General features: G+C 62.5%; 25 protein-coding genes and 1 tRNA gene. 2 read left to right on the forward strand and 24 right to left on the reverse strand.

Annotated features, from left to right (window positions below):
• Window positions 1-14: 14 nt before the first annotated feature.
• Window positions 15-446, reverse strand: coding sequence for a CBS domain-containing protein (locus AC1RRT_RS03055; RefSeq protein WP_493012231.1), 432 nt, complete (start codon window positions 444-446; stop codon window positions 15-17).
• A 299-nt stretch (window positions 447-745) separates the two neighbouring features.
• Here AC1RRT_RS03055 and AC1RRT_RS03060 point away from each other — a divergent pair.
• Window positions 746-835 (forward strand) — tRNA-Ser (locus tag AC1RRT_RS03060).
• Window positions 836-856: 21 nt separating this feature from the next.
• Here the strand turns inward: AC1RRT_RS03060 and AC1RRT_RS03065 are convergent.
• The 22 genes from AC1RRT_RS03065 to AC1RRT_RS03170 all read right to left on the reverse strand — a co-directional run bounded on the left by AC1RRT_RS03065 (window position 857) and on the right by AC1RRT_RS03170 (window position 23,251).
• The gene (locus AC1RRT_RS03065; protein WP_493012232.1) at window positions 857-2,248 is read right to left on the reverse strand and encodes an FAD-dependent oxidoreductase; all 1,392 of its coding nucleotides are present in this window, start codon (window positions 2,246-2,248) and stop codon (window positions 857-859) included.
• 20 nt (window positions 2,249-2,268) lie between these two features.
• Window positions 2,269-2,886 carry a cysteine hydrolase family protein gene (locus AC1RRT_RS03070; RefSeq protein ID WP_493012233.1) on the reverse strand — a complete coding sequence of 206 codons (618 nt, stop codon included), beginning with the start codon at window positions 2,884-2,886 and terminating at the stop codon, window positions 2,269-2,271.
• The gene (locus AC1RRT_RS03075) at window positions 2,883-4,961 is read right to left on the reverse strand and encodes a hydantoinase/oxoprolinase family protein (protein ID WP_493012234.1); all 2,079 of its coding nucleotides are present in this window, start codon (window positions 4,959-4,961) and stop codon (window positions 2,883-2,885) included. The genes AC1RRT_RS03070 and AC1RRT_RS03075 overlap by 4 nt, the downstream gene beginning before the upstream one ends.
• The gene (locus AC1RRT_RS03080) at window positions 4,939-5,907 is read right to left on the reverse strand and encodes a Bug family tripartite tricarboxylate transporter substrate binding protein (protein WP_493012235.1); all 969 of its coding nucleotides are present in this window, start codon (window positions 5,905-5,907) and stop codon (window positions 4,939-4,941) included. The genes AC1RRT_RS03075 and AC1RRT_RS03080 overlap by 23 nt, the downstream gene beginning before the upstream one ends.
• A 28-nt stretch (window positions 5,908-5,935) precedes the next feature.
• The gene (locus AC1RRT_RS03085) at window positions 5,936-7,627 is read right to left on the reverse strand and encodes a hydantoinase B/oxoprolinase family protein (RefSeq protein ID WP_493012236.1); all 1,692 of its coding nucleotides are present in this window, start codon (window positions 7,625-7,627) and stop codon (window positions 5,936-5,938) included.
• Window positions 7,620-8,507, reverse strand: a complete 888-nt coding sequence (locus tag AC1RRT_RS03090; RefSeq protein WP_493012237.1) for an isocitrate lyase/PEP mutase family protein — start codon at window positions 8,505-8,507, stop codon at window positions 7,620-7,622. The genes AC1RRT_RS03085 and AC1RRT_RS03090 overlap by 8 nt, the downstream gene beginning before the upstream one ends.
• On the reverse strand, window positions 8,504-9,025 hold the full coding sequence (locus AC1RRT_RS03095; protein ID WP_493012238.1) for a LeuD/DmdB family oxidoreductase small subunit: 522 nt from the start codon (window positions 9,023-9,025) through the stop codon (window positions 8,504-8,506). Before AC1RRT_RS03095 ends, AC1RRT_RS03090 begins: the two co-directional genes overlap by 4 nt.
• Complete coding sequence (locus tag AC1RRT_RS03100) at window positions 9,022-10,293, reverse strand: 3-isopropylmalate dehydratase large subunit (protein ID WP_493012239.1); 1,272 nt, start codon at window positions 10,291-10,293, stop codon at window positions 9,022-9,024. Before AC1RRT_RS03100 ends, AC1RRT_RS03095 begins: the two co-directional genes overlap by 4 nt.
• Window positions 10,294-10,295: 2 nt before the next feature.
• A complete protein-coding gene (locus AC1RRT_RS03105) occupies window positions 10,296-10,997 on the reverse strand; it encodes an ABC transporter ATP-binding protein (RefSeq protein WP_493012240.1) in 702 nt (233 codons plus the stop codon).
• Window positions 10,990-11,742, reverse strand: coding sequence for an ABC transporter ATP-binding protein (locus AC1RRT_RS03110; RefSeq protein ID WP_493012241.1), 753 nt, complete (start codon window positions 11,740-11,742; stop codon window positions 10,990-10,992). The genes AC1RRT_RS03105 and AC1RRT_RS03110 overlap by 8 nt, the downstream gene beginning before the upstream one ends.
• Window positions 11,735-12,703 carry a branched-chain amino acid ABC transporter permease gene (locus AC1RRT_RS03115; RefSeq protein ID WP_493012242.1) on the reverse strand — a complete coding sequence of 323 codons (969 nt, stop codon included), beginning with the start codon at window positions 12,701-12,703 and terminating at the stop codon, window positions 11,735-11,737. The genes AC1RRT_RS03110 and AC1RRT_RS03115 overlap by 8 nt, the downstream gene beginning before the upstream one ends.
• Window positions 12,704-12,705: 2 nt before the next feature.
• Window positions 12,706-13,578, reverse strand: a complete 873-nt coding sequence (locus AC1RRT_RS03120) for a branched-chain amino acid ABC transporter permease (RefSeq protein WP_493012243.1) — start codon at window positions 13,576-13,578, stop codon at window positions 12,706-12,708.
• A gap of 53 nt (window positions 13,579-13,631) precedes the next feature.
• Window positions 13,632-14,861 carry an ABC transporter substrate-binding protein gene (locus tag AC1RRT_RS03125; RefSeq protein ID WP_493012244.1) on the reverse strand — a complete coding sequence of 410 codons (1,230 nt, stop codon included), beginning with the start codon at window positions 14,859-14,861 and terminating at the stop codon, window positions 13,632-13,634.
• On the reverse strand, window positions 14,861-15,709 hold the full coding sequence (locus AC1RRT_RS03130) for a GntR family transcriptional regulator (RefSeq protein ID WP_493012246.1): 849 nt from the start codon (window positions 15,707-15,709) through the stop codon (window positions 14,861-14,863). The genes AC1RRT_RS03125 and AC1RRT_RS03130 overlap by 1 nt, the downstream gene beginning before the upstream one ends.
• Window positions 15,710-15,898: 189 nt before the next feature.
• Entirely contained in the window at window positions 15,899-16,432 is a 534-nt protein-coding gene (locus tag AC1RRT_RS03135; protein ID WP_493012247.1) for a 2,4'-dihydroxyacetophenone dioxygenase family protein, read from the reverse strand.
• A 33-nt stretch (window positions 16,433-16,465) separates the two neighbouring features.
• The gene (locus tag AC1RRT_RS03140; RefSeq protein WP_493012248.1) at window positions 16,466-17,230 is read right to left on the reverse strand and encodes an SDR family NAD(P)-dependent oxidoreductase; all 765 of its coding nucleotides are present in this window, start codon (window positions 17,228-17,230) and stop codon (window positions 16,466-16,468) included.
• 11 nt (window positions 17,231-17,241) lie between these two features.
• Complete coding sequence (locus AC1RRT_RS03145) at window positions 17,242-18,693, reverse strand: aldehyde dehydrogenase (protein ID WP_493012249.1); 1,452 nt, start codon at window positions 18,691-18,693, stop codon at window positions 17,242-17,244.
• 15 nt (window positions 18,694-18,708) lie between these two features.
• On the reverse strand, window positions 18,709-19,431 hold the full coding sequence (locus AC1RRT_RS03150; protein ID WP_493012250.1) for an ABC transporter ATP-binding protein: 723 nt from the start codon (window positions 19,429-19,431) through the stop codon (window positions 18,709-18,711).
• On the reverse strand, window positions 19,424-20,158 hold the full coding sequence (locus AC1RRT_RS03155) for an ABC transporter ATP-binding protein (RefSeq protein ID WP_493012251.1): 735 nt from the start codon (window positions 20,156-20,158) through the stop codon (window positions 19,424-19,426). Before AC1RRT_RS03155 ends, AC1RRT_RS03150 begins: the two co-directional genes overlap by 8 nt.
• Window positions 20,155-21,111, reverse strand: a complete 957-nt coding sequence (locus AC1RRT_RS03160) for a branched-chain amino acid ABC transporter permease (protein ID WP_493012252.1) — start codon at window positions 21,109-21,111, stop codon at window positions 20,155-20,157. Before AC1RRT_RS03160 ends, AC1RRT_RS03155 begins: the two co-directional genes overlap by 4 nt.
• On the reverse strand, window positions 21,108-21,980 hold the full coding sequence (locus AC1RRT_RS03165; RefSeq protein ID WP_493012253.1) for a branched-chain amino acid ABC transporter permease: 873 nt from the start codon (window positions 21,978-21,980) through the stop codon (window positions 21,108-21,110). The genes AC1RRT_RS03160 and AC1RRT_RS03165 overlap by 4 nt, the downstream gene beginning before the upstream one ends.
• Window positions 21,981-22,039: 59 nt before the next feature.
• On the reverse strand, window positions 22,040-23,251 hold the full coding sequence (locus AC1RRT_RS03170; RefSeq protein WP_493012254.1) for an amino acid ABC transporter substrate-binding protein: 1,212 nt from the start codon (window positions 23,249-23,251) through the stop codon (window positions 22,040-22,042).
• 282 nt (window positions 23,252-23,533) lie between these two features.
• On the opposite strand from AC1RRT_RS03170, the gene AC1RRT_RS03175 reads away from it, so the two are divergent.
• Window positions 23,534-24,484 (forward strand): AraC-like ligand-binding domain-containing protein, encoded by a 951-nt coding sequence (locus AC1RRT_RS03175; protein WP_493012255.1) that lies wholly within the window; start codon window positions 23,534-23,536, stop codon window positions 24,482-24,484.
• A gap of 55 nt (window positions 24,485-24,539) precedes the next feature.
• Here the strand turns inward: AC1RRT_RS03175 and AC1RRT_RS03180 are convergent, their stop codons facing one another.
• A complete protein-coding gene (locus tag AC1RRT_RS03180; protein ID WP_493012256.1) occupies window positions 24,540-26,057 on the reverse strand; it encodes a malonate--CoA ligase in 1,518 nt (505 codons plus the stop codon).
• Window positions 26,058-26,067: the final 10 nt, after the last annotated feature.

The following is a 26,067-nucleotide window of genomic DNA, read 5'->3' on the forward strand; positions in this document are numbered from 1 at the left end:
ATATAAGGCAGAGTTCAGCCTGTGGCGATGTATTGGCGCAGGGCTTCGGCTTCCATCTGGGTATCGGCAATCCGCCGCTTCACCACGTCGCCGATCGAGATCATACCGGCCAGCCGGCCGCCGTCGACCACGGGCAGATGTCGGATGCGCCGCTTGGTCATCAGGTGCATGACATCCTCGATGGTATCCCGGCTGGAGCAGATCATGACATTGCGGGTCATGATGCTGTCAGCGCTTTGCTGCAGGAGATCGGTCCCGATCATGGCCAGGCCGCGTACGATGTCACGTTCGGACAGAATGCCGGCAATGCTCCCATCGGGCCGAAGGACCAGCACTGCGCCGATGCCCTTGTCCGCCAGCATCTGGCAGATCGATTCGATGGTGTCGTCAGGGCGGGCATGGATCACGCCGCCCGACTTGTCCTTGAGGATATGCGCTACCGTCATGCTGGTTTCCTCCTCAGCTGATGCCCGTCTGGGGCTATTTTTCAGGACTTCGTCTCAAACTTCCTTCTGCACGGTGTCGGGATTGGGACTGCGGCCGGGGACCGCTTTACGCTGTTGGAAGGCCAGTCTCCGCCAGCCTCGACGGGATGACAAGATCAAACCCGATGACAGGTCTTAAGCCATTGAGAGATCATTATGTTCCGCCCCGCCTCGGGGCCTTGCGGGGGCGGCCTGCATCGGTTATCGTCCGCGCCGTTTTCGACCCCCGGCAATGGTTTGCACCTCAGCCGGTCCCTCGCGGAGAGGTGCCAGAGTGGTCGATCGGGACGGTCTCGAAAACCGTTGTGCGTGCAAGCGTACCGTGGGTTCGAATCCCACCCTCTCCGCCAGAACTTCCCAATTAATCGATCTTACCAACCGCCGCTGGCGTCACGCTGCGACAGCGCGGCCGCCGAAGCGCCGGCTTTCGCACCCAGCACGACGGCAGACAGAAGCCCGTTACCTGAGAGATAGCCGTCACGGCTGCGACCAGAAACGCCACAGGCCGCCCCGCCGCCAGCGAAGAGATTAGGCAGGGCAGTGCCATCCGATCGCAGCACACGCGCGCTGGTATCGACAGCCAGCCCGCCCTGGGTATGGAACAGCGCGCCTGTCACCTTCACGGCATAGAATGGCGCAGCGAGGCCCGGCCTGGCCGTGAAATCACGGCCGAATTCATCCATGCCCTGGCCTTGTGCCAGCGCCTGCGTTTCCGCGAGTGTCTTCGCCAAGGCATCGGCCGGCAGGCCGCAGACTGCCGCAAGGCCGGCAATATCATCGGCCCGCTTCACTGCGCCGCCGTTTACGGCATCGCGATAATCTTCGAAATCCTGCCCCAGTTTGTGCAGGCGTGCATCATAGATGTTCCAGGCAATCCCGCCCGGTTGCGCAATCACCCGCATCGCCTGCTCTGAATAGCCGTCATGTTCACAAGAGAATCGTCGCCCCTCGGCATTCACCTGAATACCGCCTTCCATCATCAGTGCCCAGGTAATGAGAATGGCATGCGGCATCGCCAGCGAACCGTGCCCCTGATAGGCGCCAAGATGTCGGGTCGCCGCACCCAGTTGTTCGCCCCACAGCAAAGCATCGCCGCGGTTGCCGGCATGGCCGTAATACTGCGCGGTGGCAATTTCAGGGATATGGCGACGCAGCAGCTCTGCATTGCCGCCGAAACCGGAACAGGCAAGCACTAGCGTATTGCAACCAACCGTTTCGACAGCCCCATCCGGCCTTGCAAAAGCAACACCGCGCACCCGACCATCATCGTCGGCATACAGAGCCGTCACTGCGGCACTGCAGACAATATCAATGCCGGCGGTCTGGACCGCCGCCAGCAGGCCCCCGATCAGATCAGCACCGCTACGCGAGGCCGGCGCATGCATGCGTGTGAAACTATGGCCGGGATAGAGAAAACCTTCGACCAGCGTCAGTAACACCTGATGACGATCGACCAGCCAGTCGATCGTCGGCCCAGAGGCTGCACAAATCGCTTCAACCATGACTGGGTCATTCTCGCCATGGGCCTTCTTCTGGATATCGGCCGTCATGGCAGCCACGGTATCCGGCACGTTGCGCTGGGCCTGTAGGCGCGTGCCGGCGGCCGGGATCATGCCAGACGACATGGCGGTCGAACCGCTGGGCGAGTGATCGCGTTCAAGCACCAGAACCTCGGCGCCGGCATCATGTGCGGCCAGGGCCGCTGTCAAACCGCAGGCACCGGCGCCGATCACCAGCACCGGCACAGTGAACGGAAACGTCACACCTGATGCCTGCCGCACCGTCATGACACGGCCTTGACCCTCGCCACCGCTTCCGCGCAGGTGAGTCTTGGCGCCACCGTTCCCAGCGAGGCCACGCTGGCATCATGCGCTTCCTTCGAAAAGGCCGCGCAGCCATCGGTCAGCAGCATCGCATGGATATCGCGCACATGCGCATCCCGCACGGTGCTGGCGACGCCGCCATTCGTCACAATTCCGCCAACCAGAAGGGTGTCGATACCAGCCTTTTTCAACACAAACTCCAGCCGCGTCATATAGAAAGCCGAATAGGCCACCTTCTCGATGACGAAATCCGCGGGCGCCAGCTCGTCGATCAGGTTGTGCCCCCAGGCACCGGGCTGGAAATCGCCCTTGCGGAGGAACGGCCGCAGCCGCTGCAGATGCGGCGAAATCAAAGGTTCCCCACCGCGCCCCGGCACCAGCGTGAACTGGGTCGAGATAATCAACCCGCCGGCCACACGCATGGCATCGGCCACAGCCTTCATATTGGCGATCAGTTGCGCCGCGTCTGGCAGAATGGCCTTCCCGCGCGCATAGGCACCATTGGCGTGCAGAAAGTCGTTCTGCAGATCGACGATCAGCAGCGCCGTAGCCTTCAGATCCAGAGGCGTTTCGCTCATGCCGCCTTCCGCTTCACGATCAGGTTGCCATATTTGTCGACCTCGCCCATCAGATCTGCCTCGATCAGGATCGTGGTGTCAGACTGCTCCAGAATGGCCGGGCCCGGCACCACAGCGCCAAGCGGCAATTCCAGGCGACGATAGATGCCAGCCTCATGCCAGGCACCATCCAGCCATATCTTGCGGGTGGTGCGCTTGGCCGCCTCGACGGAACCGCCCTTTGGCGGCGCCAGCAGGGCAAGATCGAACTTGCGACGCCGGCCAATCACCGCCACGCGCAGGTTCAGAACGCGAATACCGATATTATCCAGCACACGACCGAAGGCGGCGGCATATGCCGCTTCAAAGGCCGTCTTTATTGCATCACGGCTGAGCTTAACCGCATGGGCGAAGTCACCACTTAACGGCACGGCCACGGTATGGGTCTGGCCGAGATAGGACATGTCGAGCTCGACCACGATGTCGCGGCCCTCGAAGGCAATGCCAGCCGTATCCAGCAGCCGCGCGCCCTCGCCGGTCGCCTCGGCAATCGCCGCATCCAGCACGCAGGTATCAAGATCGTCCAGCGTGCGGTTCACGGTGCGGACGAAATCATGCCGCATATCGGCGATCACGCAACCCAGCGCCGAGGTGACGCCGGGATAACGCGGCACCAGCGCTGACGCAAGCCCCACTTCCTTGATCAGCGCACCGACATGCAGCGCGCCGCCGCCGCCAAACGGCATAGCGGCAAAATCGCGCGGGTTATGACCACGTTCGATGGACACCAGGCGAATGGCGCCGGCCATGCGTGAATTGGCCACACGGATGATCGCCTCGGCCGCAGCCATCACGTCCAGCCCGAGCGGCATGGCGATGTGCTTTTCAATGGCGGCCTTCGCGGCCTCGACATCCAGTCGTTTCAACTTGCCGCCGATCGGGCGTTCGGCATCGATGCGTCCCATCACAACATTGGCATCCGTCACTGTGGGCCGGTCGTTGCCCAGCCCATAGGCCACTGGACCAGGATCCGATCCCGCGCTTTCGGGACCGATCTGCAGGATGCCCCCGCGGTCGATCCAGGCGATCGAACCGCCGCCGGCGCCAATCGTGGTGATCTCGATCATGGGTGCGCGCACCACCATGCCAAAATCGATGGCGGTCTGCGCGCTCATGGCCGGCTCGCCGCCGGCAATCAGGGACACGTCAAAGCTGGTACCGCCCATGTCGCAGGTCACGACATTGGGATAGCCGGCAGCGACGGCGATATGCTGGCAGGCGATCACCCCCGCCGCCGGCCCCGACAGCGCCGTGCGCACCGGGCGGTTGGCGGCACTGTCGACACTCATCACACCGCCATTCGACTGTACGATCAGCAACTGGCCGTCGAATCCATCGCCCCGCAGGCGATCTTCCAGCTTCCGTAGATAGCTGCCGACTGGCGGCTGCAGATAGGCATTCAGCGCCGCCGTGGAGGTTCGCTCGAATTCCCTGATCTCGGGCAGAATATCGGAGGACGCCGTGACATAGGCGTTCGGCCAGACCTCTTTCAGTGCCGCCAGCGCCACACGCTCGTTCTCGCTATTGGCATAGGCATTAACGAAGACGATCGCGACGGCCTCGGCGCCGCGTGCAAGCAGCTCTTTGGCCTGCGCCTTCACATCCGCGGGATCGACCGCCTGCCGGATGCTGCCATCGGCCAGCACGCGCTCACCCACCTCCAGGCGCAGGTCGCGCGGCACTACCGGCACAAACTGGCCCCAGAGCCCCCAGGTGGTCGGCCGATCGCGGCGGCGCATCTCCAGCACATCACGGAAGCCCTTGGTGGTGATGATGCCGGTCCGCGCCCCCTTGCGCTCGAGCAGCGCATTCGTGCCCACCGTCGTGCCATGCACCACGGTTGCAATCTGCTTCGGGGTCGTCTTCGACCGCAGTCCCTCGATGAAACCGGTCGCCTGATCACCGCGCGTGGATGGTACCTTGGCGATATCGATGCTGCCCCTGGCTTCGTCCAGGAAGAAGACGTCCGTGAACGTGCCACCGACATCGACGCCCACAGCCAGGCGGCCCGATTCAGTCTGCGGTGATATTGGCATCTTTAATCACTTTCTCCCATTTCACGCGTTCAGCAACCAGAAAGCGCGCAAAGACATCCGGCTTGCCGCCGACAACTTCGAAACTCATGTCTTCCAGCCGGTTGCGCATATCGGCATCGGCCAGCGCCTTTTCGGCGGCCGCGTTGATTTGCGCCACGATCTGCGGCGGCGTCTTTGCCGGCGCCAACAGACTAAACCAGGTGTAGACCTCCATGCCCTTTACACCGGCCTCGATGAAGGTCGGCACATCCGGCAGAGCCTTCAGGCGATGATCGGAGGTCACAGCCAGCGGCCGCACCCGGCCATCACGGATATTGCCAAGGGAAGCCGCCGGCGCCTCGAATAGCGCTTGCACATGGCCGGCCAGCAGATCCTGCGCGGCCGGCGCATTGCCGCGATAGGGCACATGGGTAATGTCGATGCTGGCCTGCGCCTTGAACAGCTCCCCCGAGAGATGACTGGTATTGCCTTTACCCGCGGAGGCAAAGTTCAGCTTGCCGGGCTGCTGTCTGGCCAACGCCATGAACTCGGTCAGGGTTCTGGCCGGAACCCCAGGATGCACAACAAAGACATTGGCGCCGCGCACCAGCAGCGAAATCGGTGCAAAGTCGCGCGCAGGGTCATAGGCCAGCTGTTTAGTCAGAAACTGACCGGTAACCTGATCGGGCGGTGTGCCGAGCAGCAACGTGTAGCCATCGGCCGGTGATTTGGCGACAGAATCCGCACCAATGGTGCCGCCTGCGCCCGCCTTGTTATCGACGATCACCGCCTGACCCAGAATTTCAGCGATCTTCGGCGCGACGAGGCGCGCGACGATATCGGTCGTGCCGCCCGGCGGATATGGCACCACCAGCTTGATCGGCCTGTTCGGCCAGGCCTGCGCCTGCGCTGCTGCCGGCAGCAGGATCAGACCTAGGACCATCAGCGCTTGCATGAATATCCGCATGAACCCTCCGCGACGCTTCCCCCGGTTGTCAGGACACCCGCTTCATGGCGGCGGGTTTTGTGTAGTCACGGGCGACGCCGGCTTCGGTGACATAGCCCAGTCGCAGGTCTTCCGCGACCGCAGCCTCATTGCGCTCTGCGGCAAGGCCATATCCACCACCGCCCGGCGTTTCGAGCCGGATGCGCTCGCCCTTCTTCAGTGTGGCGTCATGCAGCTTGGACACCATGGGCGGCTCGACCTGTTTGCCGTCCTTGGGATAGAAGAAGCGGTTCGGCAGGGCCGCCTGCCCGCCCAGCACGCCAGCCGGCGCGTATTTGCCGCGCTCACCGAACAGGAACAAGTCCGCTTCCTTTTCCAGCAGCTCAATTTCATAGACAGCACCAAGGCCACCGCGATGCCGGCCTGCACCGCCGCTGTCGGGACGCAGGCTCCATTCGGTGAACATCACCGGATAGGCCGCTTCCAGGATTTCCAGCGGCGGAATCGTCGCCATGGAAATCGGCGCATTACCATGGTTAAGGCCGTCGCCCTGCGGATGGCCGCCATGGCCGCCGCCGAAGAAGCTGAACATCACCCAGCGTCGGCCGTCCTTGCGATACCCGGCCAGCGACAAGGCATTGATGGTGCCATAGGCGCAACCGTTCACGCGTTCGGGCGCGATCTGGGCAAAGGCAGCAAAGATCACGTCGATGACGCGCAGGATGGTTTCGGTGTAGCCGCCGACCGGCTTGGGCGCCCGCACGCTGATCAGGCTGGTATCGGGAATGATGAATTTCACCGGCTCCAGCACGCCGGAATTGGCCGGCACGTCGGGAAAGATATGCTTGATCCCCACATAACAGGCGGCAATCGCCGTCGAGCGCGCGATATTCACCGGTCCGGCGCAGGCATCCGACGTCCGCGAGAAATCGAGCGTCAACGTCTCACCCTCGATCACCACCTCAAGACCGATCCGCAGCGCGACATCGCGGATACCGTCATTGTCGAGAAAATCCTCGGCGGCGTAGCGGCCATCTGGCAATTCGCCGATCAAGCTGCGGAATTGCAGGGCCGCGCGACGCTTCAGCTCGGCCAGCGCCTCCGACACCGTGGCGTCGCCATATTCATCCAACAGCGCATGCAGACGGCGAACGCCGAGATCGAGTGCATTCACCTGCCCGTTCATGTCGCCATAGAGGCTATCCGGCAGGCGTGTATTGGCGCGCAAAATATCGACCACATCCTGTCGCAGCTGTCCGGCGGCATAGAGCTTCACCGGTGGAATGAACATGCCTTCCTGGAAGCATTCGGTGGCTACCGGATTGTAGTTGCCTGGTACATTGCCACCGACATCGTGCCAGTGCCCGACCGAGGCGAGATAGCAGAAAATCTTTCCGTCGCGGAAGAAGGGGCGCACCAGCTTGAAATCGCTCAGATGCGTGCCGCCGTCATAGGGATCGTTGAAGATATAGACATCACCGTCCTGCAGGGGCGCCTCGTCCTTTGCCGCCTTGTCGATCACGGCCTTGACCGCGAAGGCCATAGCGCCAACGAAGATCGGCAGACCAGACTTGCCCTGCACCAGCGTTTCACCCGTCACAGCGTGATAAAGGCCGTGGCTGGCGTCGTGGGCCTCGGCGATGATCGGATTGAAGGCCGAGCGGAATAGCGTAGCGTCCATCTCGTCAGCCACCTGCTCGAGGCGGCCCTTCAGCACGGCCAGGGTGATCGGATCAATCATTGTCTGCCCCATCAAAGCGGGAGGGGTCGAAGGCACGCCCCCGAGCCAGAAGCTCTGGTGTACCGATCAACGCGTTCAGTGCGGTGAAATCCAGCATGCGGTCCAGGAACGGTGCTGTGGTGCCATGCTGCTTCAGAGAAGCGAAGTAGCTGGTCATGCAATGTGCCAGCGCCCGGGTCAGGCCACCGGGGAAAATAACGAAACGGTAGCCGATCGCGGACAGTTCGGCCGCCGAGAGCAGCGGCGTCTTACCGCCTTCCACCATATTGGCCATCAAAGGCACGCGGTTGCTAAATCGAGAGGTGATGGTGCGCATCTCGTCGGCACTTTGCGGCGCCTCGACGAAGAGGATGTCGCAGCCGGCCTCCATATAACGGGCAGCACGTTCCATCGCAGGCGCGAAACCTTCGACCGCGATGGCATCTGTGCGGGCCACGATCAGGGTGTCATCCGAACGGCGGGCGTCCAGCGCAGCCTTGATCTTGCCGACCATTTCACCCGGCGAGACCAGCATCTTGCCATCCAGATGGCCACAGCGCTTCGGCGCGGCCTGATCTTCCAGCTGAATCGCCGATGCGCCATTGCGTTCGAACAGCTTCACTGTTCGTTGCACGTTCAGCGCATTCCCGAAGCCGGTATCGGCATCGACCATGATCGGTGTCTCGACCCGCTCGCAGATAGCCCCCAACGTATCAGCCACCTCGGTCATCGAGACCAGGCCGATATCGGAACGGCCGAAGCGCGTATAGGCGATACTGGCGCCGGACAGATATAGCGCCTCGAAGCCGGCCTGACTCGCCACCAGGGCGCTCAAGCCGTCATAGACACCAGGAGCGACGACGATCTCGCCCTTTTGCAGACGTTCGCGCAAACTGCTCATGCGCGCGCCTCCTTTACACGTTGCATGTTAAGCTTTTTTTCCAGATGCGGCAGCAGGCCGCCCTCTTCCACCATCTGCAGCAGATGCGGCGGCAGCGGCTCGCAGGCAAACACGCCACCGCCAGCAGCATCCCGCGCCTGCGCCGCAGCCGCATTAACGATCAGGTGGGCATCCGGGCGAATGTGGGCGACATCTGGGCAGACCAGCGCCAGCAGCCCGAGATTCAGGGCATTGCGGTAGAAAATGCCGGCAAAGGACTGCGCCAGCACTGCGCCGATGCCGAGTTCACGCAAGGCCATCACCGCTTGCTCGCGCGACGAGCCCATGCCGAAATTCTTCCCCGCCACGACAATATCGCCCGGCTTCACCTCGGTGGCGAAACGCGGCTCGACGGATTCCAAGCAATGCTTCGCTAATTCCTGCAGCGAGCCTTTCATATAGAGGCCCGGCGCCAGAACATCGGTATCGATATTGTCGGAAAACTTCCAGACCCGTCCCGTGATGATGCCGGTGCTCATGACAGCAGATCCCGCGGATCGATGACTTTGCCGGCCACAGCGGCGGCGGCCACTGTATAAGGTGAGCCGAGATAGACCTTAGAGGACGACGCGCCCATACGGCCCTTGAAATTACGGGCCGTCGACGCGATGCAGGTCTCATTTTCCGCCAGCACACCGGCACCATAGCCGGCGCAGGCGCCACAGCCCGTGGCCAGCAGAATGGCGCCTGCTTCGGTCAGCACAGCCAGCGTACCATCGGCCGCGGCTTCCGCTGTGGTCCGCGTGGAAGCCGGCGCGATCAGCAGTCGCGTGCCATTGGCAACCTTGCGGCCACGCAACACCTCGGCCGCCATGCGCAAGTCATTGATCTTGGCACCTGTGCAGGCACCGATATAGGCCTGGTCGATGATCACGCCACCATGATCGGTGACCGGCGCGGAATTGGCCGGGCTATGTGGCGCAGCCACCATCGGCGAGAGCGTCGCCGCATCGAAATCATGCCGTTCGGCCACGACAGCATCGGTATCGGTCTGCCAGTGAGCCAGATCGATACCGGCTGCTGGCACACCAACCTTAACTAGGTAATCGCGCGTGACGATATCCGGTGCGATCAGACCGGCCTGCGCGCCCAGTTCGGCAGACATGTTGCTGAGCGTCATGCGCTCCTGCATCGCCAACGTACCAATGGTGTCGCCGCCATACTGAATGGCCTGATACTGGCCGCCATCCATACCGAGCCGGGCGCACATGGCTAGGATCATGTCCTTGGCCACCACGCCGCGCGACAGCTTGCCGGTCCAGTGCAGCAGAATGGTCTGCGGCACACGCAGCCAGATTTCACCGGTGACCAGAACGCCGCACATCTCGGTGGCGCCGACACCAAACATGTAGGCGCCAAAAGCACCGCCCGTGGGAGAGTGGCTGTCGCCGCCGACCACGAACATGCCGGGCCTCAGATGGCCGCGCTCGGGCAGCACCACGTGACAGATCCCCTGCATGTCATGGAAATTCGCCACACCTGCCGATTTCACCCATTTGCGGGTCCGGTCCAGGATGGAGGCGCTTTCGGCGTCCACGGCAGGCACGTAGTGATCAGAAACCACCACCACCTTGTCCGGGTTCCAGATCTTTGCTTGCAGTCGCTCCAGCATCGGTGCAACCCGGCGCGGTCCGCCAGAGTCGTGCATCATGGCGAGATCGACCTGTGCAGTCACGACTTCGCCCGGCCTCACGGCATCAAGCCCCGCAGCGCGCGCCACCAGCTTTTCCGCAAGAGTCATGGCCATGGCTATATCCCCAGATACGAGGCCTTGAGCCTCGTATCATTCAGCAGTTCGGCCGCCGACCCGGAGAGCGCAATCACGCCATGCTCCAGTACAAAGCCACGATGGGCGATAGCCAGCGACTGCACGACATTCTGCTCGACCAGCAAGATGGTCAGGCCTTCGCTGTTCAGGCGTTGAATCAGCGCGAACATCTCTTCCACCAGCAGCGGCGACAGACCGAGGGACGGTTCGTCGAGAATCAACAGCTCCGGTTCAGCCATCAGGCCGCGGCCGATGGCCAGCATCTGTTGCTCGCCACCCGACAGCGTTCCCGCCGCCTGCTCCATGCGCTCGCGCAGACGCGGAAAGATCGCATAAGCCTTATCCAGATTCTCCGCCCGGTGCGCCTTGCCACGGCGATAGCTGCCCAACTCAAGATTCTCACGCACCGTGAGATTGGGAAAGACGCGTCGCCCCTCCGGAACATGAATCAGTCCGGCGGATACGATATCGTCCGAAGCCGCACCGGCAATGTCGTGATCGAGAAAACGGATGCTGCCGGTCTTGGGACGGCAGATGCCGGAGAGATTGTTGTTGAGTGTGGATTTTCCGACACCATTGGCGCCCAGCAAAGCGACGATCTCGCCCCGCCGCACCGACAGGTTGATGCCGCGCAGCACATCCACCTCACCATACCCCGCATGAAGGCCTGTCACTTCAAGCATGCCGCACCTGCACCTGCTGGGCGGCGATACGCGCCGCCGCGCCGTGACCAAGATAGGCCTCGACCACCTTCGGATCGGCCGCAACCTGCGCAGGCGATCCTTCGGCGATCAGCGCGCCGTTATTCAGAACCAGGGCCCGATCGGACAGGTTCATGACAGCCCGCATCACGTGTTCGATCATCAGGATCGTCACGCCAGCATCGCGGATGCGCCGGATGATCGGCAGAATGGCGTCGATCTCTGCGGGATTGAGCCCCGCCATCACTTCATCCAGCAGCAGCAGCTTCGGGTCGGTGGCCAGCGCCTTGGCCAGCTCCAGCCGCTTGCGGCCCGCTATGGTAAGTGCGGCCGCTGGCTTGTCCAGCTGATCCGCCAACCCGACCTGCTGCGCAATCCGTTCGGCATGACTCAAGGCCTCGCGCCGATCGGCGCGGTGCAAATGCGCGCCAACGGCGATATTCTCCCTCACATTCAGGCCAGCAAAGGGTTGCACGATCTGGAAGGTGCGCGTAACGCCCATCCGACAGATGCGCTCCGGCGCTAGCCCAAGCAGCGACCGCCCCTCGAAACTAACCTCGCCCGCATCAGGGCAATGGAAACCCGATATCTGGGCAAAGATCGTCGTCTTGCCTGCACCATTCGGGCCGATCAGCGCGGTGATCGATCCGGCTGGCACGGTAAAGCTGACATTGTTGGTGGCAACCAGGCCGCCGAAGCGTTTGGAGAGTCCTTTGATCTCAAGCATGGGCGCCTCCCCGCTTGAACAGGCGGCGCAGGCTGATCCTGCCCAGGCCAAATAGGCCATTAGGCAGGAACAGCACCATCAGCACCAGCAGCACACCATAGACGACCAGATTGAGGCCCGGTGCATCGCCGAAGACGACCCGGCCGATTTCGGCAATCGCATGCAGGCCGAAGGCGCCTAGGACGGGTCCGAAGATGGTGCCAAGGCCGCCAATGATCGGCACCAGCAGGGCCTCCACCGACATGGCCGGGCCATAGGCGATATTCGGATCAAGATAGAGGAACAGCTGCACATAGAGCGCACCGCCAATGCCGGCCATCGCACCCGAAATCATGATCGCCAGCAGTTTGGTGCTGAACGGGTCCACGCCAATCGCACGGGCAGCATCCTCATTCTCGCGAACGGCCATCAGACGCGCGCCGAAACGGGAGTGCTCCAGCCACCAAGTGATCAGCAGGCCGATCCCGACCAGGACCAGCAGCAGCCAGAAGAAACCGGCCTTGCCCTCGAATTGCAGTTGCGCGAAACCGGGCCTCAGCGGCACCAGCAGGCCGACGCCCGCGCCCGTGAAGGCGAAAGTATTGGCCAGGATGCGAAAGACCTCGGCAAAGGCCAGCGTGACCAGCGCAAAATACGATCCACGCAAGCCATAACGGAACACCAGCCAGCCGGTGACGGCGCCCACAAGGCCGGCGGCAATGGCGGCCAGCACGAAACCGGCCCAGGCGTTCAGACCGAACTGGACCTGCAGCACGGCCGTGCAATAAGCGCCAGTGCCGAAGAACAAGGCATGGCCGAAAGAGAACTGCCCACCATAGCCGCCAAGCAGATTCCAGGCCTGCCCAAGCCAGGCATAGAACAGCACCATGGTCGCCCAGGTGATCCAGAAATCGGATTTCACCAGCAGCGGCAGTGGTAGCAGAACCACAAGAAGAACGATGATACCGGTCAGGCTGCGCATGATCAGGCCCTCTGCCCGAGCAGGCCGGTGGGCCGGAACAGCAGCACGATGATGAAGATCAGGAAGATACCGAGCTGACCAAGGCTTTCACCTAGGAACAGCCCACCCAGGCTTTCCGTCACGCCGATGATCAAGCCACCGAGAAGCGCCCCGACAAAACTGCCCATGCCGCCCAGCACCACAACGGTGAAGGCCACCAGCACAAAAGCGTGGCCGACCTGCGGGCTGACATAGAAGCTGGGCAGCAGCAGACAAGCCGCAACACCCAGGCAGGCGCAACCGATACCGAAGGACATAGCGAAGATATGGTCGACATTCACGCCGACCAGCCGTGCACCCTGTCGCTCCTTGGCGATGGCCCGAATGGCGCGCCCCAGGTCAGTGCGGGTCATCAGCAGCCACAGCAGCGCCGCCACCAGCAAGGCACCGACGAAGGCCACGGCCTTGGGCACGGAAATGAACGCTATGCCGAAATCGATCACCTCGAAGGAATAAGCCGTCTCAACAGTACGGGTGTCGGCGCGCCAGAAATACAGCGCCAGATTCTCGATGATCACCGACAGGCCCAGCGTGACCAGCAGGATATTCTCGTCCTTGCCATGGCTGGCCCGGCCGATAACCCAGCGCTGCAAACCATAGCCGATGGCGAATAGCGCAGCAGCGGCCACCGGAAGCGACAGATAGGGATCGATGCCGAACATGGCATGCAGGAAGAACACGCCATACAGCGCCAGCATCAGCAGGCTGCCATGGGCGAAATTGATGATATGCAGCACGCCGTAGATCAGCGTCAAGCCAAGGGCGATCAGGGCATAAACCGCACCCGTGGTCAGTCCGTTCAGGATCGCCGGCAGTAGGATTGAAACTTCAAGCATTCATCACACAAGGGAATATGCGGAGCCGGTCTCCCGGCTCCGCATGACAAGCATCAGAGCTTCGGCGCCGGGAAGACCGGCTTGGCGTTGGCAAATGACTGCGGGAAGATCACCTTGATGTCCTTCTGCAGAATCTGCGTGTTCACCGGTACCGCACCTTCATTCTGCCCGTTGACGAATTTTGTCGGGCCATAGGGCATGAAGTGGTTGGACCAGCTCGACGCCGCCAGCGCTTGAGTGATCGCCGCCCGGTCGGTGGAAGCGGCGCGCTCCACCGCATCCACCAGCAAGCGCACGCATTCGTGATTAAGAAAGACCTCGTAGGAGAAGAACTGCTTCTCGGCTTCGATCTTCTTCTTCAGTTCCAGCGCCACGGGATTGCGCGGATCGAACCAGTGATTGCAATCCATGATAAATTCCGCCGCATCGTAGAACTCCTGCACGAAGCGGTATTGCGAGGCCGCGCCGCCCAGGATGGCGTAAACGGCCTTGGGACGGACCTTCTGCTGCCGCATGGTGCGCGCCAGCAGCACGAACTCGTTATAGTAATTCGAGGGAATCAGCAGGTCCGGATTGCGGCCCTTGATCTTCAACACGATGTTGTTGAAGTCACGGGTCGGGTTAGCATGAGCAATCGTCTCGAGAATCTCAAAACCCATGCCTGGCAGCTTTTCGTTCAGCGTCTTGGCCATGCCGGCACCGAAAGCCGATTCCTCATGCACGATCATGACGGTCTTGACCGGCTTGCCGGCCTGATTGTTCATCGCCACCAGATTCTCGATGGCGCTATCGACGATCTTGCTGAGGCCTGGGCCGAAGCGGAAGGTGTTGGTCAGGCCGCGGGTGACAACCTGGTCCACCACGCCGACATCGACGATATGCGGGATGCTATGCTTGGCTGCCGCCTGCGTCGTCGCCAGCGCGATGCCGGAAGCGAAAGGCCCGATAATGGCCGAAACCCCCATTTCGTTCAGCTTCTCAACCTCAGCTGCACCGACATCGGGCTTGGACTGGGCATCGGCATAGATCGCCTCGATCTTGGTGCCGCCCAGTGCGGCGATGCCGCCATTGGCGTTGATCGTATCGATCGCCATCTTGGCGCCGAGCCGGCATTGCAAACCGGATGGCGCGACAGGGCCAGTGACCGGATGCAGGATGCCGACCTTCAGCGTGCGCGGCTGTGCCTTCAGGATGGCGGGGAAACCCGCGATGCCTGCTGTGGCGGCTGTTCCTGCGAGGAACAGACGCCGGGAAACGTGGAATGGGACTGTCTTCTTCGTCATCACTTTTTCTCCCTGTTTCTGGAACGTGGCGCTGCCCTGGCTGCCCCGGCCGCCGGCGCCACGCTGGCCGACCAAGTATTGCGATCCTCGCCACGCACACGGTCGAGGCTCATACGGAACTGATAACGGTCCGGGCGGTACAATCCGATGATGAACTCCACGGGCCGGCCATGACTGTCCTTGACGATGCGGCTGATCCGCAGCAGCGGCGCGCCGACCATGGTTTTCAGCGCCGGCGCCACGCGGGTATCCGCCAGCGTGGCGGACAGCGTTTGGTCCGCGCCACCGATCACGATCCCTGAGCGCTCCAGCAGACTCAGCAACGGCTCGTTCGACATTTCCTTGCGGCCGAATTTGCGGCCGATATCGGCGGGCAGATAGGTCGTCAGATAGGAAAACGGCCCATCGGCGAGGGAGCGCACGCGTACGGCGCGCTGCACTTCGGTGCCCGGCTCGATCTGCAGGGCAGCGGCAACATCTGGCGCAGCAGGTTCATAGGAGAAATCCAGCAGGGCGACCTGGGTTTTCAGGCCCATGGCCATGAGATTCTCGATCAGGCCCTCGACACCGCCATGCACGGGCGGCGGCTCCTGCCGCCGGGGCGTCACATGCGTTCCGCGTCCACGTCCTCGCGTGACCATGCCTTCAGCGGCGAGTTCGGCCAGGGCGCGGCGCGCGGTGATGCGCGAAACCTGGAACTGCCGGGCCAGCTCCTCCTCACCTGGCACCTGCATGCCGGCAGCGAGTTTGCCCTCGACGATCTGGTTGCGCAGAATCAGAAAAATCTGGTGATACAACGGCGTTGGCAGCCGCTCGTCCACGATCACCGTATTTTTCTGCCCACGCATGCCGGTCGGACGCTCCCGCGACTCTATTGTTACATTGATAGTACAATAGACAAGACCCCGGGCCGTCAAGGTCATTATGACGGAAAAACGACGAAGGCATCTGGCGCTCCCCGTGAAGGACGCCAGATGCCTGATCGGTGATCACCTGCTATATGAACGGGCAGCGTTCAGACTGTCGGGCGCGCAGCCCTAGCGGAACAGCGTGTCGATATAAGCCGCGCCGATACCAATTTTCTCATAATGATTACGGCAAAGCTCGATGTAGTTGTGCACATCGAAGTAGCCGTTCGCCTCGCCGTTTTCATCCAGCCAGACCAATGGCCCGGTCACAGTAAAGAAGACCTTCATCGGATCCTTGTGCTCGTAGGCAACCAGCGTGTGGCCCTCCCCCGGCGTCTCGTAGACGAAATCGCCGGCCGTGGCCGTCCAGTCATGCTCCAGATAGCCCCACTTGCCCGAGATGGTGTAGGCGAAAACCTCATGCGGATGGTAATGCCGGTTCACCAGCCCCGCACTTTTGGCCATGAGGATGTCGCACCACTTGTTCTGCGACGGCGAGATCCACAGCGGCCGTGACGACACGGTATCGGTGAAGGGTACATAGAGCCGCTCCTCGTCCGTCGGCGCATTCCGCATGTAGACTTCGGGCAAGGCATCCGGCTGAAACACCTTGGCGATGGGTTTCAGATCTTTCCAGAATTCAGTCGTCGCAAGTTCGGGCATGGGGCGCCTCCTGCTGTTGCCGGTCGTTGAAACTCAGATATGCATGCCACCATCGGCCATGAGCACGCTGCCGGTGGTGAAACTGCCCTGGTCGGAGGCCAGAAACATTACGGCGCGCGCGATCTCGGACGCCTGGGCATGACGGTGCAGTGGGATGAGGGAATCGAGCAGCTTGGTCGCGTCGCGGCCAATGGCTGCCGTGATGCCATCCTCGATCCCCTTCTGGAAACCGTTATCGATCGGCCCCGGCGCAATCACGTTGACGCGGATACGACGTGGCGCGGCCTCCTTGGCCACCGTACGCACCAGGCCGATCACCGCATGCTTCGAGGTGGCATAGGCGCAGATGCCGGGATCGCTGGTCACGCCGACCACGCTGGATGTAACAATAATGCTGCCGCCGTCATTCATCTGCGGCAGGCCGTATTTGCAAGCCAGGAACGAGGCTCGCACATTCACGGCCATCACGGCATCGAAGACATCTTCCGGATATTCGGTTACCGGACTGACCACGCCGCTGACGCCGGCATTGCTGAACAGCACATCGATCTTGCCCCAGCGCTTGACCGTGGCGCCGATGTAGCGCCGCGTCTCGCCACTGTCGGCCACATTGGCGGCACAGGTCGCCACGCGATCAGCCGGCACATTGAGCGATACGACAGCCTTGTCCAGTGCCGCCTGCTCGCGATCCACCAGCATGACACGCGCGCCCTCGCGCAGAAAATCGGCCGTGCTGGCCAGCCCCAGGCTGCCGGCCGCACCGGTGACGATGCAGATCTTGCCTTCAAGCAATCCCATGACGCCCTCGATCAGATCGGATAACGGCCGGGCTGGGTCTCGATCGTGATCCAGCGCAGCTCGGTGAATTCCTCGATGCCGGCCTTGCCGCCAAAGCGGCCATACCCTGATGCCTTCATGCCGCCAAACGGCATCTGCGCCTCGTCATGCACGGTTGGGCCATTCACATGGCAGATGCCGCTCTCGATGCGCCTGGCTATGCCCATGGCACGCGCGATATCACGGCTGAACACGGCAGCCGACAGACCGTATTCGGTATCATTGGCGATCTTGAGGGCCGCCTCGTCGCCCTTGGCCCGCACGACGCAGACCACTGGACCGAAGGATTCTTCACTGTAAATTTGCATATCCGGCGTCACGTGATCCAACACGGTGGCATCCATGATGGCGCCATCGGCACGACCGCCAGCGACCATTTTCGCGCCCTTGGCTGTCGCCTCCTTGATCAGGTCCTGCACGCGACCGACGGCTTCACGACTGACTACAGCGCCCAGCGGCGTATTGCCCTTGTGCGGGTCGCCCGCCACCAGGGTGGCAGCCTTGGCGGCGAATTTCTTCACGAAGTCGTCGGCGACCTTCTCGTCAACCACCAGCCGCTCGGTCGACATGCAAATCTGGCCCTGGTTCATAAAGGCACCGAAGGCGGCCGCCTTCACCGCCTCGTCGAGATCGGCATCGTCCAGCACCAGCATCGGGGCCTTGCCGCCCAGTTCCAGCAGCACCGGCTTCAGGTACCGTGCCGCCGTCTGGGCAATGATGCGACCGACCCTGGTCGAGCCGGTAAAATTGATCCGCCGTACGGCCGGGTGGGCAATAAGCGCATCGACGACAGCAGCCGCATCGACCGGCGCATTGGTCACCACATTGACGACGCCGACAGGGATGCCGGCATCGACCAGACATTCAGCAATCAACCGATGCGTGCCCGGGCAGAGCTCGGATGCCTTCAGCACCACGGTGTTGGCACAGGCCAGTGGCATGGCCAAGGCACGCGTGCCCAGGATCACCGGTGCATTCCACGGCGCGATGCCCAGCACCACGCCCACGGCCTGGCGCGTCGCCATGGCGATACAGCCCGGCTTGTCGGACGGAATCACCTCGCCGCCAATCTGTGTGGTCATCGATGCCGCCTCTCGCAGCATGCCGGCCGCCAGATGCACGTTGAAGCCGGCCCAGCCGGCTGTGGCACCGATCTCGGCCGCCATGCGGGCGACGAAATCAGGCGTGCGCGCAACCATCGTATCGGCCGCTTTCAATAGCAGCGTACGGCGCTCGTTCGGACCCAGCGCCGACCAGGCAGGAAAAGCCCTGGCCGCCGCATCGGCGGCAGCGACGGCATCAGCGGTGGAGGCAGCGGCAGCCCGGCTCGCCACGCCGTCAGTCAGCGGGTTCTTACGCTCGAAGGTCTTGCCACCCGTAGCCGGGACGGTCTTGCCGTCAATCAGCAAATCGATCTGAAACATGGTATGTCTCCGTCGTTAATGTGCCGCGCCGGATACGCCGAGATAGGCGCGTTGTACGGCCGGGTCGTTTTTCAGGGAGGACGCGGTGCCAGCACCAACAATACGTCCGTTCTCGATCAGATAGCCGCGATCGGCGATAGCCAGGCTGCGGCGGGCATTCTGCTCGACCAGCAGCACGCCGATGCCGGTCTGGCGGATACGGGCCAGTGCCGCGAACAGCTCGCCGCACATCAGCGGCGACAGCCCCAGCGACGGCTCGTCCAGCAGCAGGATATCCGGCGCCGACATCAGGGCGCGCCCGATGGCCACCATCTGCTGCTCGCCGCCACTCATGGTGCGGGCCGCCTGGGTCATGCGCTCGGCCAGACGCGGGAAGAGCGTCAGCACACGCTGCAGGTTCTCCGCCTCTTTCGCGCGGGCGCGTTTGGCATAGGCACCGAGCATCAGGTTTTCGCGTACCGTCAGGTCTCCGAAGATGCCGCGCCCTTCAGGCACCAGCGCCAGCCCGGCCTCGACAATGCCATGGGCGCGCAGCTTGGTCAGATCGCGGCCAGCCAGCACTACACGCGCACCCGTAGCAGCCGGCTGGATGGCAGCCACGGCCTTCAGCAGTGAGGTCTTGCCGCTGCCATTGGCACCCAGGATGACCACGATTTCCGAGCTGGCAACATTGAGCGCCACGCTGTCGACGGCACGATGCTTGCCGTACGAGACCGAAAGATTGGCAATCTCAAGCATCGCCATCTCCCAGGTAGGCGCGGATCACCTCAGGCTCGGCCAGCACGGCGGCCGGTGTGCCATCGGCGATCTTGCGACCGGTATTCATCACCACGCAGCGATCACAAAGCGAGCGGATGGCATCCATCACATGCTCCACCATCAGGATGCCGATACCCTCGCTGCGCAGACTGCGGATCAGCTCTATGCCCTGCAGCAATTCGGTGGGATTGAGGCCGGCCAGCCATTCATCGAGCAGCAGTAGCTCCGGCCGCAGCGCCAGGGCGCGAGCCAGTTCAAGCCGCTTCTGATCGATATAAGTAAGCTCGGTCGCCATGGTGTCGCCACGGCCATTGAGGCCGACACGCTCCAAAAGATCGTCAGCGCTGCGCTCCGCGCGCACGCCCCAGTCGTTGCGCGTCCCGAAGGCCAGGCCGGCCAGCACATTCTCGCGACAGGTCATCGAGCCCAGCACCCGCACAAGCTGGAAGGTGCGGGCTACGCCCAGCCGCGCTATCTTATGGGGTGCAAGGCCCTCGATGGCGCCGCCGCGCAAAGCCACGCGGCCGCCATCAGGCTTCAGCGCCCCGGAGATCAGGTTAAGAACCGTCGTCTTGCCCGATCCGTTCGGCCCCAGCAAGCCGACGATCTCGCCCGGCATGACGCTGAGATCGACGCCATCCACGGCGACCAGACCGCCGAAACGACGAGTCAACCCCTGCACGGCCAGAAGCGGCGTCTGGTTCATGACGCTCTCCCCTTGCCCCATCCATTTTTACCCAGGCCGCGCAGGCTCGCACGACCCTTGTCGAACAGGCCGGCGATGCCACTCGGGATGGCATAGACAATCAGCATGAAGGCCAAGCCTATCAGAATGCTGAAGTGGTTTGGGAAATTGGCGAGCAGGAATTCGAACAGCAGGCTGAGCGGAATGACACCCAACAGCGGGCCATACAGACGATGCACACCGCCCAGCAACGCCATGATCAGAACCTGGAAGGATGTCACCGGGTTGAAGGCGATAGCCGGATCGATATAGGTCCAGCGCGGCGCCATCACCGCACCCGCCAGCGTCATGAAGGCGGCACTCAGCATGAACAGCGCGACCTTGGCGCCGGTGGTGTTGATACCAACATGACGGGCCACGGCCTCATCATCGCCGATCACCCGCAGAGCCAGGCCCAACCGCGACCGCCGGATCAGGATGCCAGCGAGGAAGACCAGCACCGTCAGGCCGAGAAGCTGCCAGTAGATCTGGTTGGTGGTGATGTCGACAAAGACATAACGGCCCAGCGTCCGGGTCTTGTTGACCTCGAACCAGGTCACCAGTTGGCGCACCAATTCAGCCAGACCGAAGGTGAAGATGACGAAATGGACGCCCGACAGCCGCAGCGTGGACAGGCCGACGATCAGCGCCACGACAATGCCGATGGCCAGTGCGATCAGCAGAACCAACGGCCAGGCCAGCACCTCGCCCAGCACCGCCACCGTATAGGCGCCGATGCCGAAGAAGGCGACCGTCGCCAGCGAGACATAGCGCGTCGGGCCAGAGAACAGCGCCCAGGCAGTGGCCAGCACGGTGTAGTTCAGGATGGAAATGGCGAGTGACAGGCGGTAGCCGTCGGCCACGAAAGGTACGCAGGCCAGAATGGCAATCGCTGCAATAGCGCCGGCAATTTTCACAGGCAGAGCCAGCGTCATCGGTTGCTCCTGCCGAACAGCCCCTGCGGACGCACCAACAGGATGATCAGGAAGATCGCGTAGGTGGCGGCCAGCGTAAGGCCCGGGTCGATCCACGTGGCGACGAAGGTCTCGGTCAGGCCAAGGATCAGACCGGCCACCAGCGCACCCATCAGGTTGCCGACACCGCCCATGATGACCACGATCAGCGCCTTCATGGTGAAGACCACGCCGATATTGGCGTTGAAGGTCAGGAACATCGACACCAGAACGCCGCCAGCAGCCACCAGCCCACCACCGAACGCAAAGGCAATGGCCGCCGCCATGCGCACATCGATGGCGACCAGTTGCGCCGCCACTGGATCGACGGCGACGGCCCGCAATGCTGTGCCGGCGCGCGTGCGCGTCAGACCCCAGTAGAGCGCCAGGCCAATCACGGCGGCAAAGGCCAGCGCCAGCAGACGGTTGGCGGCGATGGTGACTCCGAAGACATTCACCGGAATGGCGAGGAAGGAATAGCTGTAGTAAGCGCCGCCAAACAGCACCAGCATCACGCCCTGCACCACGAACAGCAAGCCGAAGGTGGCCAGTATGCTGTCGACCTCCAGCGCATCGCGCGTCTTTGCGCGCTGCACCAGCGGCACCAGCAGAATACGGTAGATCAGCCAGCTGACAGCCAGCGCGGCCGGCACAATGGCCAGCAACCCGAGCAGCGGATTGAGGCCGGCAGTGGTGAACAGCCAGAAGACGGCGAATGAGGCCGCGACCAGGATTTCGCCGTAGGACAGATTCATGATCCGCGCGACGCCATACTGGAGCGTCAGCCCCATGGCGACCAGCGCGTACATGCCCCCGAGCGTTATGCCCGTCAGCAGGGCTTCAACAAACATCGACTGCGACCTTCACATGAAAAACCGGCGCGGCGGCTCTACACCGCCGCGCCAGGCACTTACTTCCAGGGAGCCTTCGGCACCACCATCGGGCTGGCATTCGCGCCGGCCGGCGCCACGCCGGTGAAGAAGCCGTTCTGCCACTGGCCGATATAGGGATAGGTCCCCTTCGGCGGCATGTTGTCGACCAGCTTGAACTTGCCCAGCACGGTATCGAAGGTGCCGGTCTGCAGTTCCTTCACAATGGCCTCGCGGTCGATCTTGCCAACACGCTCGACCGCCTGCTCCAGCATCTGCAGCGAGACATAACCGAGCTGGCTGCCCCAGTAGTCCGGGTCGCGGTTATGCATGGCGACATGCTTCTTGCGGTATTCGACGGTGCCCTGGTTCTTCGGGTCCCAGCCGCCGAGCGTCATGATGCCCTCGGCATTGGCACCGAAGCGCTGCGGGAACAGCGGGAAAGCCGTCCCCACACCGGTGAACATCACCTTCGGCGCAAAACTCGCCACCTTGGCCTGGTCGTTGATCGCAATGGTATCCGGCGGATAGCTGAAGGCGACGAAGGTATCGGCGCCCGAGCGCTGAGCTTCGCTGATCAGCGGCGACATGTCCTGGGTGCCGACCGGATAGCTCTTGTCCATCACCAACTTGAAGCCGGCCTTGGTAAAGCCGTCGCGCGCCGCCTTGGACAGATCAATGCCAAAGCCATCGGCCACGCTCAGCATGGCGATGTTGCTGTTGATCTTGCCGTCTTTCTGCTGCTTAGACAGCAGATCGACCAGCGCATCGATATACTGCACGCTGGTGCCGAGGAACCAGAAACTGTTCGGCCAGCGCTTGGCCAGAGCCGGGGCCTGGTCGGTGACGGCGCTGAAGGTCAGCTGCGGATAACCATATTTGTTGAAGACCGGGCCGACAGCCAGGTTAAGGCCGGTGCCCCAGGGCGGCAGCAGCAGATCGACCTTGTCCTGGGTAATCAGGCGCTCGACCGCACGGACCGCTTCTTCGGAATTCGAACGGTCGTCATACTCGATTACCTCGACCGGCACGCGCTTGCCGCCGATCAGCAGACCGCCCTTGTCGTTCAGCTCCTTGAGCCAGAGCTGGTAATTCGGAATCTGCGTGATATTCGCACCACCGGCATTCGGGCCGGTTTTGGAAATCGCATAGCCGATCTTGATCTTGTCCTGCGCCAGCGCAGGCTGGAATGCGGTGACAGCCAGGCCCATGGCCATGGCCGCCGCCAGCAGGCGGTTTTTGCCAATCGTCATTTTTATTCCTCCCTAGGGCCGCCTTGAGAATCACACTGGCGGGCCGGTCGAGACCCTAGCCTTCGCAGGACTGCATATCTTGTCCAGGAAGGAACCGAAATTTGCTCCAGAGTGAACCGCTCCGCATGCAGACACGTCTGCTGCACCGCAAAAACCACAGCAATCCTTCAAGTGAATCAATGATGATGCGGATTATCTTCACAAGTTGCCTTTCCGCTTTAACGCAACCTGCCATCACGGCTAAACTGGTCGAAAGTTGGATACCCAACGAAAGGGAGGACAGTGAGCGCCATCGCGGTGGTTTCCACCTCGCAGGTCGCGCCAGCGGACCGGCTGGCCGTGTGGGGAGATTTTGTCGGGCGGCATATCGGCCACCTGCAATCGGACACCTTTGGCGACCAGACTTTCAGCGGCCGGCTGGAACTGGGCGATATCGGCGGGCTGAAGCTTTGCCGCATCGTCGCCGGCCGGCATCGAGTCGTGCGTACGCCCAACCTGATCCGCCACGATGACCGTGGTTACGTGAAAATCGTCGCCCAGATCGAGGGCGCGGGCAGCTTCGAACAGAATGGCCGCAAGCTGGTGCTGACGCCCGGCGAATGGAGCATGTACGACACGACCCGCACCTACATCGTGTCGAACCCGGAACCGATCAACCAGATCGCCCTGCTGCTGCCGCGCGACCGCCTGACACGCGTCGGCGTCAACCTCGACCAGATGTCGGTGCAGCGGTTTTCCGGCCGAAGCGGCGTCAGCCGCCTGGTCTTTGACCTGTTGTCTTCCGCCTTCGCCGAACTGCCGACGCTGACCGGGCCGAACAACGGCTGGGAATTCGCCGACACCATGGCCAACCTGGTCCGGCTGGCCGCACTGGACAAGCTTGGCAGTCCCACCGAGGAAGCGCTGCAGGAAAACACGCGCGCCCGGGCCAAGGCTTATATAGTCGCCAACCTGCAGGACCCGTCGCTGTGCATCGACGACATCGCCGCTGCCGTGGGGTGCACCAAACGCAACCTGCACAAGCTGTTCACCCGGGAAGACGAGACCCTGAACAGCTATATCTGGAACAGCCGGCTGGAACGCATCCGGCAGGATTTGAGCAATGGCGCCCTGCGGCATCGATCCATTACCGACATCGCATTTGCCTGGGGTTTTAACTCGTCAGCGCATTTCAGCCGCAGCTTCCGCGACCGTTTCGGTGTGGCGCCCCGCGCCTACCGCACGCTGATTTGAGTCAGTCGCCGGCCGCGGCACTCGGCAGAGGCAGAATCAACGCAGAAGCGGAAACCTATTTGTCGTACAGGCCCTTGTACTGGTCGCGCAGCAGGTTTTTCTGCACCTTGCCCATGGTGTTGCGCGGCAGGTCCTCGACGAAAAACACGCGCTTGGGCAGCTTGAACTTGGCCAGGCGCCCATCCAGCGCCTTCAGCACGGCAGCCTCGTCCAGTTTGTGGCCTTTTTCCGCCACCACCACGGCAGTGACACCCTCGCCGAAGTCTGGATGCTGCAGACCAATCACCGCAGATTCGATGACGCCCGGCATGGCATCGATCTCGGTCTCCACTTCCTTGGGATAGACGTTGTAGCCGCCGGAAATAATCAGGTCCTTGCCACGGCCAACGATATGCACGTAACCGCGGTCGTCGATCTTGCCCAGATCGCCGGTGATGAAGAAACCGTCGACACGGAACTCGGCCGCCGTCTTTTCCGGCATGCGCCAGTAGCCCTTGAAGACATTCGGACCCTTCACCTCGATCATGCCGATCTCGCCCTGGGCTAGCACCTTGCCGGTCTCGGGATCGGTGATGCGGGTCTCGACGCCCGGCAACGGGAAGCCCACCGTGCCGGCGATACGCTCACCCTCGTAAGGATTCGAGGTGTTCATGTTGGTCTCGGTCATGCCGTAACGCTCGAGGATGCGGTGCCCGGTGCGGGCTTCCCATTCGCGATGCGTCTCGGCCAGCAGCGGCGCCGAACCGGAGACGAACAGACGGATATGCTTGACCAGCTCCTTGGTCAGCGCCGGCGACTGCAGCAGACGCACGTAAAAGGTCGGCACGCCCATCATGCTGGTGGCGCGCGGCAGATGGCGGATCACCTCGTCACCGTCGAATTTCGACAGGAAGATCATCGAGGCGCCAGCCAGCAGCGTCACATTGCTGGCGACGAAAAGTCCGTGCGTATGGAAGATCGGCAGTGCATGCAGCAGCACGTCCTTGGCCGTGAAGCCCCAGTAACCGACCAGGGTATCGGCATTCGAGAATAGGTTGCGATGGCTGAGCATCGCACCCTTCGAGCGGCCAGTGGTGCCCGAGGTGTAGAGGATGGCGGCCAGATCATCGGGCCCGCGCGGCACCGGCGTGAACTCAGCCGGCGCAGCCTTCGCCTTGTCCATCAGACTGCCAGCACCTTTGCCGCCGAGCGTCAGGCAGTGGGCCACGCCGAGCTTCTTGGCCAGCGGTCCCAGGTCCTTTTCGACTGCGGGACGACAGACCACCACGCGCGGCTCGGCATCGCCGATGAAATATTCGAGTTCGGCCAGCGTGTAGCCGTTATTGAGCGGCAGATAGACGCCACCCGCCGCCACCACGCCCAGATACAGGATCAGCGCCTCGGCCGACTTGTCCACCTGCACGGCGACCCGGTCGCCCGGCTGCACGCCCAGCCCGACCAGGGCATTGGCCATCTGGCCTGCCAGCGCGAAGGTCTCGGCATAGCTGAATGTCCGGCCCTCGCCGGTTTCCATGAAGGTCTTGGCCGGATCGGTCACCCGGCTGCGAATCAGGCTGTAAAGATTATCAGACATCGGCTTACGC

Source organism: Ferrovibrio sp. GW821-FHT12B10 (assembly GCF_058807515.1).

Coding starts and splice junctions, on each gene's coding strand:
- AC1RRT_RS03055 (WP_493012231.1), bottom strand. CDS start 446: ATGACGGTAGCGCATATCCTCAAGGACAAGTCGGGCGGCGTGATCCAT.
- AC1RRT_RS03070 (WP_493012233.1), bottom strand. CDS start 2,886: ATGAGCGAAACGCCTCTGGATCTGAAGGCTACGGCGCTGCTGATCGTC.
- AC1RRT_RS03075 (WP_493012234.1), bottom strand. CDS start 4,961: ATGCCAATATCACCGCAGACTGAATCGGGCCGCCTGGCTGTGGGCGTC.
- AC1RRT_RS03080 (WP_493012235.1), bottom strand. CDS start 5,907: ATGCGGATATTCATGCAAGCGCTGATGGTCCTAGGTCTGATCCTGCTG.
- AC1RRT_RS03085 (WP_493012236.1), bottom strand. CDS start 7,627: ATGATTGATCCGATCACCCTGGCCGTGCTGAAGGGCCGCCTCGAGCAG.
- AC1RRT_RS03090 (WP_493012237.1), bottom strand. CDS start 8,507: ATGAGCAGTTTGCGCGAACGTCTGCAAAAGGGCGAGATCGTCGTCGCT.
- AC1RRT_RS03095 (WP_493012238.1), bottom strand. CDS start 9,025: ATGAGCACCGGCATCATCACGGGACGGGTCTGGAAGTTTTCCGACAAT.
- AC1RRT_RS03100 (WP_493012239.1), bottom strand. CDS start 10,293: ATGGCCATGACTCTTGCGGAAAAGCTGGTGGCGCGCGCTGCGGGGCTT.
- AC1RRT_RS03105 (WP_493012240.1), bottom strand. CDS start 10,997: ATGCTTGAAGTGACAGGCCTTCATGCGGGGTATGGTGAGGTGGATGTG.
- AC1RRT_RS03110 (WP_493012241.1), bottom strand. CDS start 11,742: ATGCTTGAGATCAAAGGACTCTCCAAACGCTTCGGCGGCCTGGTTGCC.
- AC1RRT_RS03115 (WP_493012242.1), bottom strand. CDS start 12,703: ATGCGCAGCCTGACCGGTATCATCGTTCTTCTTGTGGTTCTGCTACCA.
- AC1RRT_RS03120 (WP_493012243.1), bottom strand. CDS start 13,578: ATGCTTGAAGTTTCAATCCTACTGCCGGCGATCCTGAACGGACTGACC.
- AC1RRT_RS03125 (WP_493012244.1), bottom strand. CDS start 14,861: ATGACGAAGAAGACAGTCCCATTCCACGTTTCCCGGCGTCTGTTCCTC.
- AC1RRT_RS03130 (WP_493012246.1), bottom strand. CDS start 15,709: ATGCGTGGGCAGAAAAATACGGTGATCGTGGACGAGCGGCTGCCAACG.
- AC1RRT_RS03135 (WP_493012247.1), bottom strand. CDS start 16,432: ATGCCCGAACTTGCGACGACTGAATTCTGGAAAGATCTGAAACCCATC.
- AC1RRT_RS03140 (WP_493012248.1), bottom strand. CDS start 17,230: ATGGGATTGCTTGAAGGCAAGATCTGCATCGTCACCGGTGCGGCCGGC.
- AC1RRT_RS03145 (WP_493012249.1), bottom strand. CDS start 18,693: ATGTTTCAGATCGATTTGCTGATTGACGGCAAGACCGTCCCGGCTACG.
- AC1RRT_RS03150 (WP_493012250.1), bottom strand. CDS start 19,431: ATGCTTGAGATTGCCAATCTTTCGGTCTCGTACGGCAAGCATCGTGCC.
- AC1RRT_RS03155 (WP_493012251.1), bottom strand. CDS start 20,158: ATGAACCAGACGCCGCTTCTGGCCGTGCAGGGGTTGACTCGTCGTTTC.
- AC1RRT_RS03160 (WP_493012252.1), bottom strand. CDS start 21,111: ATGACGCTGGCTCTGCCTGTGAAAATTGCCGGCGCTATTGCAGCGATT.
- AC1RRT_RS03165 (WP_493012253.1), bottom strand. CDS start 21,980: ATGTTTGTTGAAGCCCTGCTGACGGGCATAACGCTCGGGGGCATGTAC.
- AC1RRT_RS03170 (WP_493012254.1), bottom strand. CDS start 23,251: ATGACGATTGGCAAAAACCGCCTGCTGGCGGCGGCCATGGCCATGGGC.
- AC1RRT_RS03180 (WP_493012256.1), bottom strand. CDS start 26,057: ATGTCTGATAATCTTTACAGCCTGATTCGCAGCCGGGTGACCGATCCG.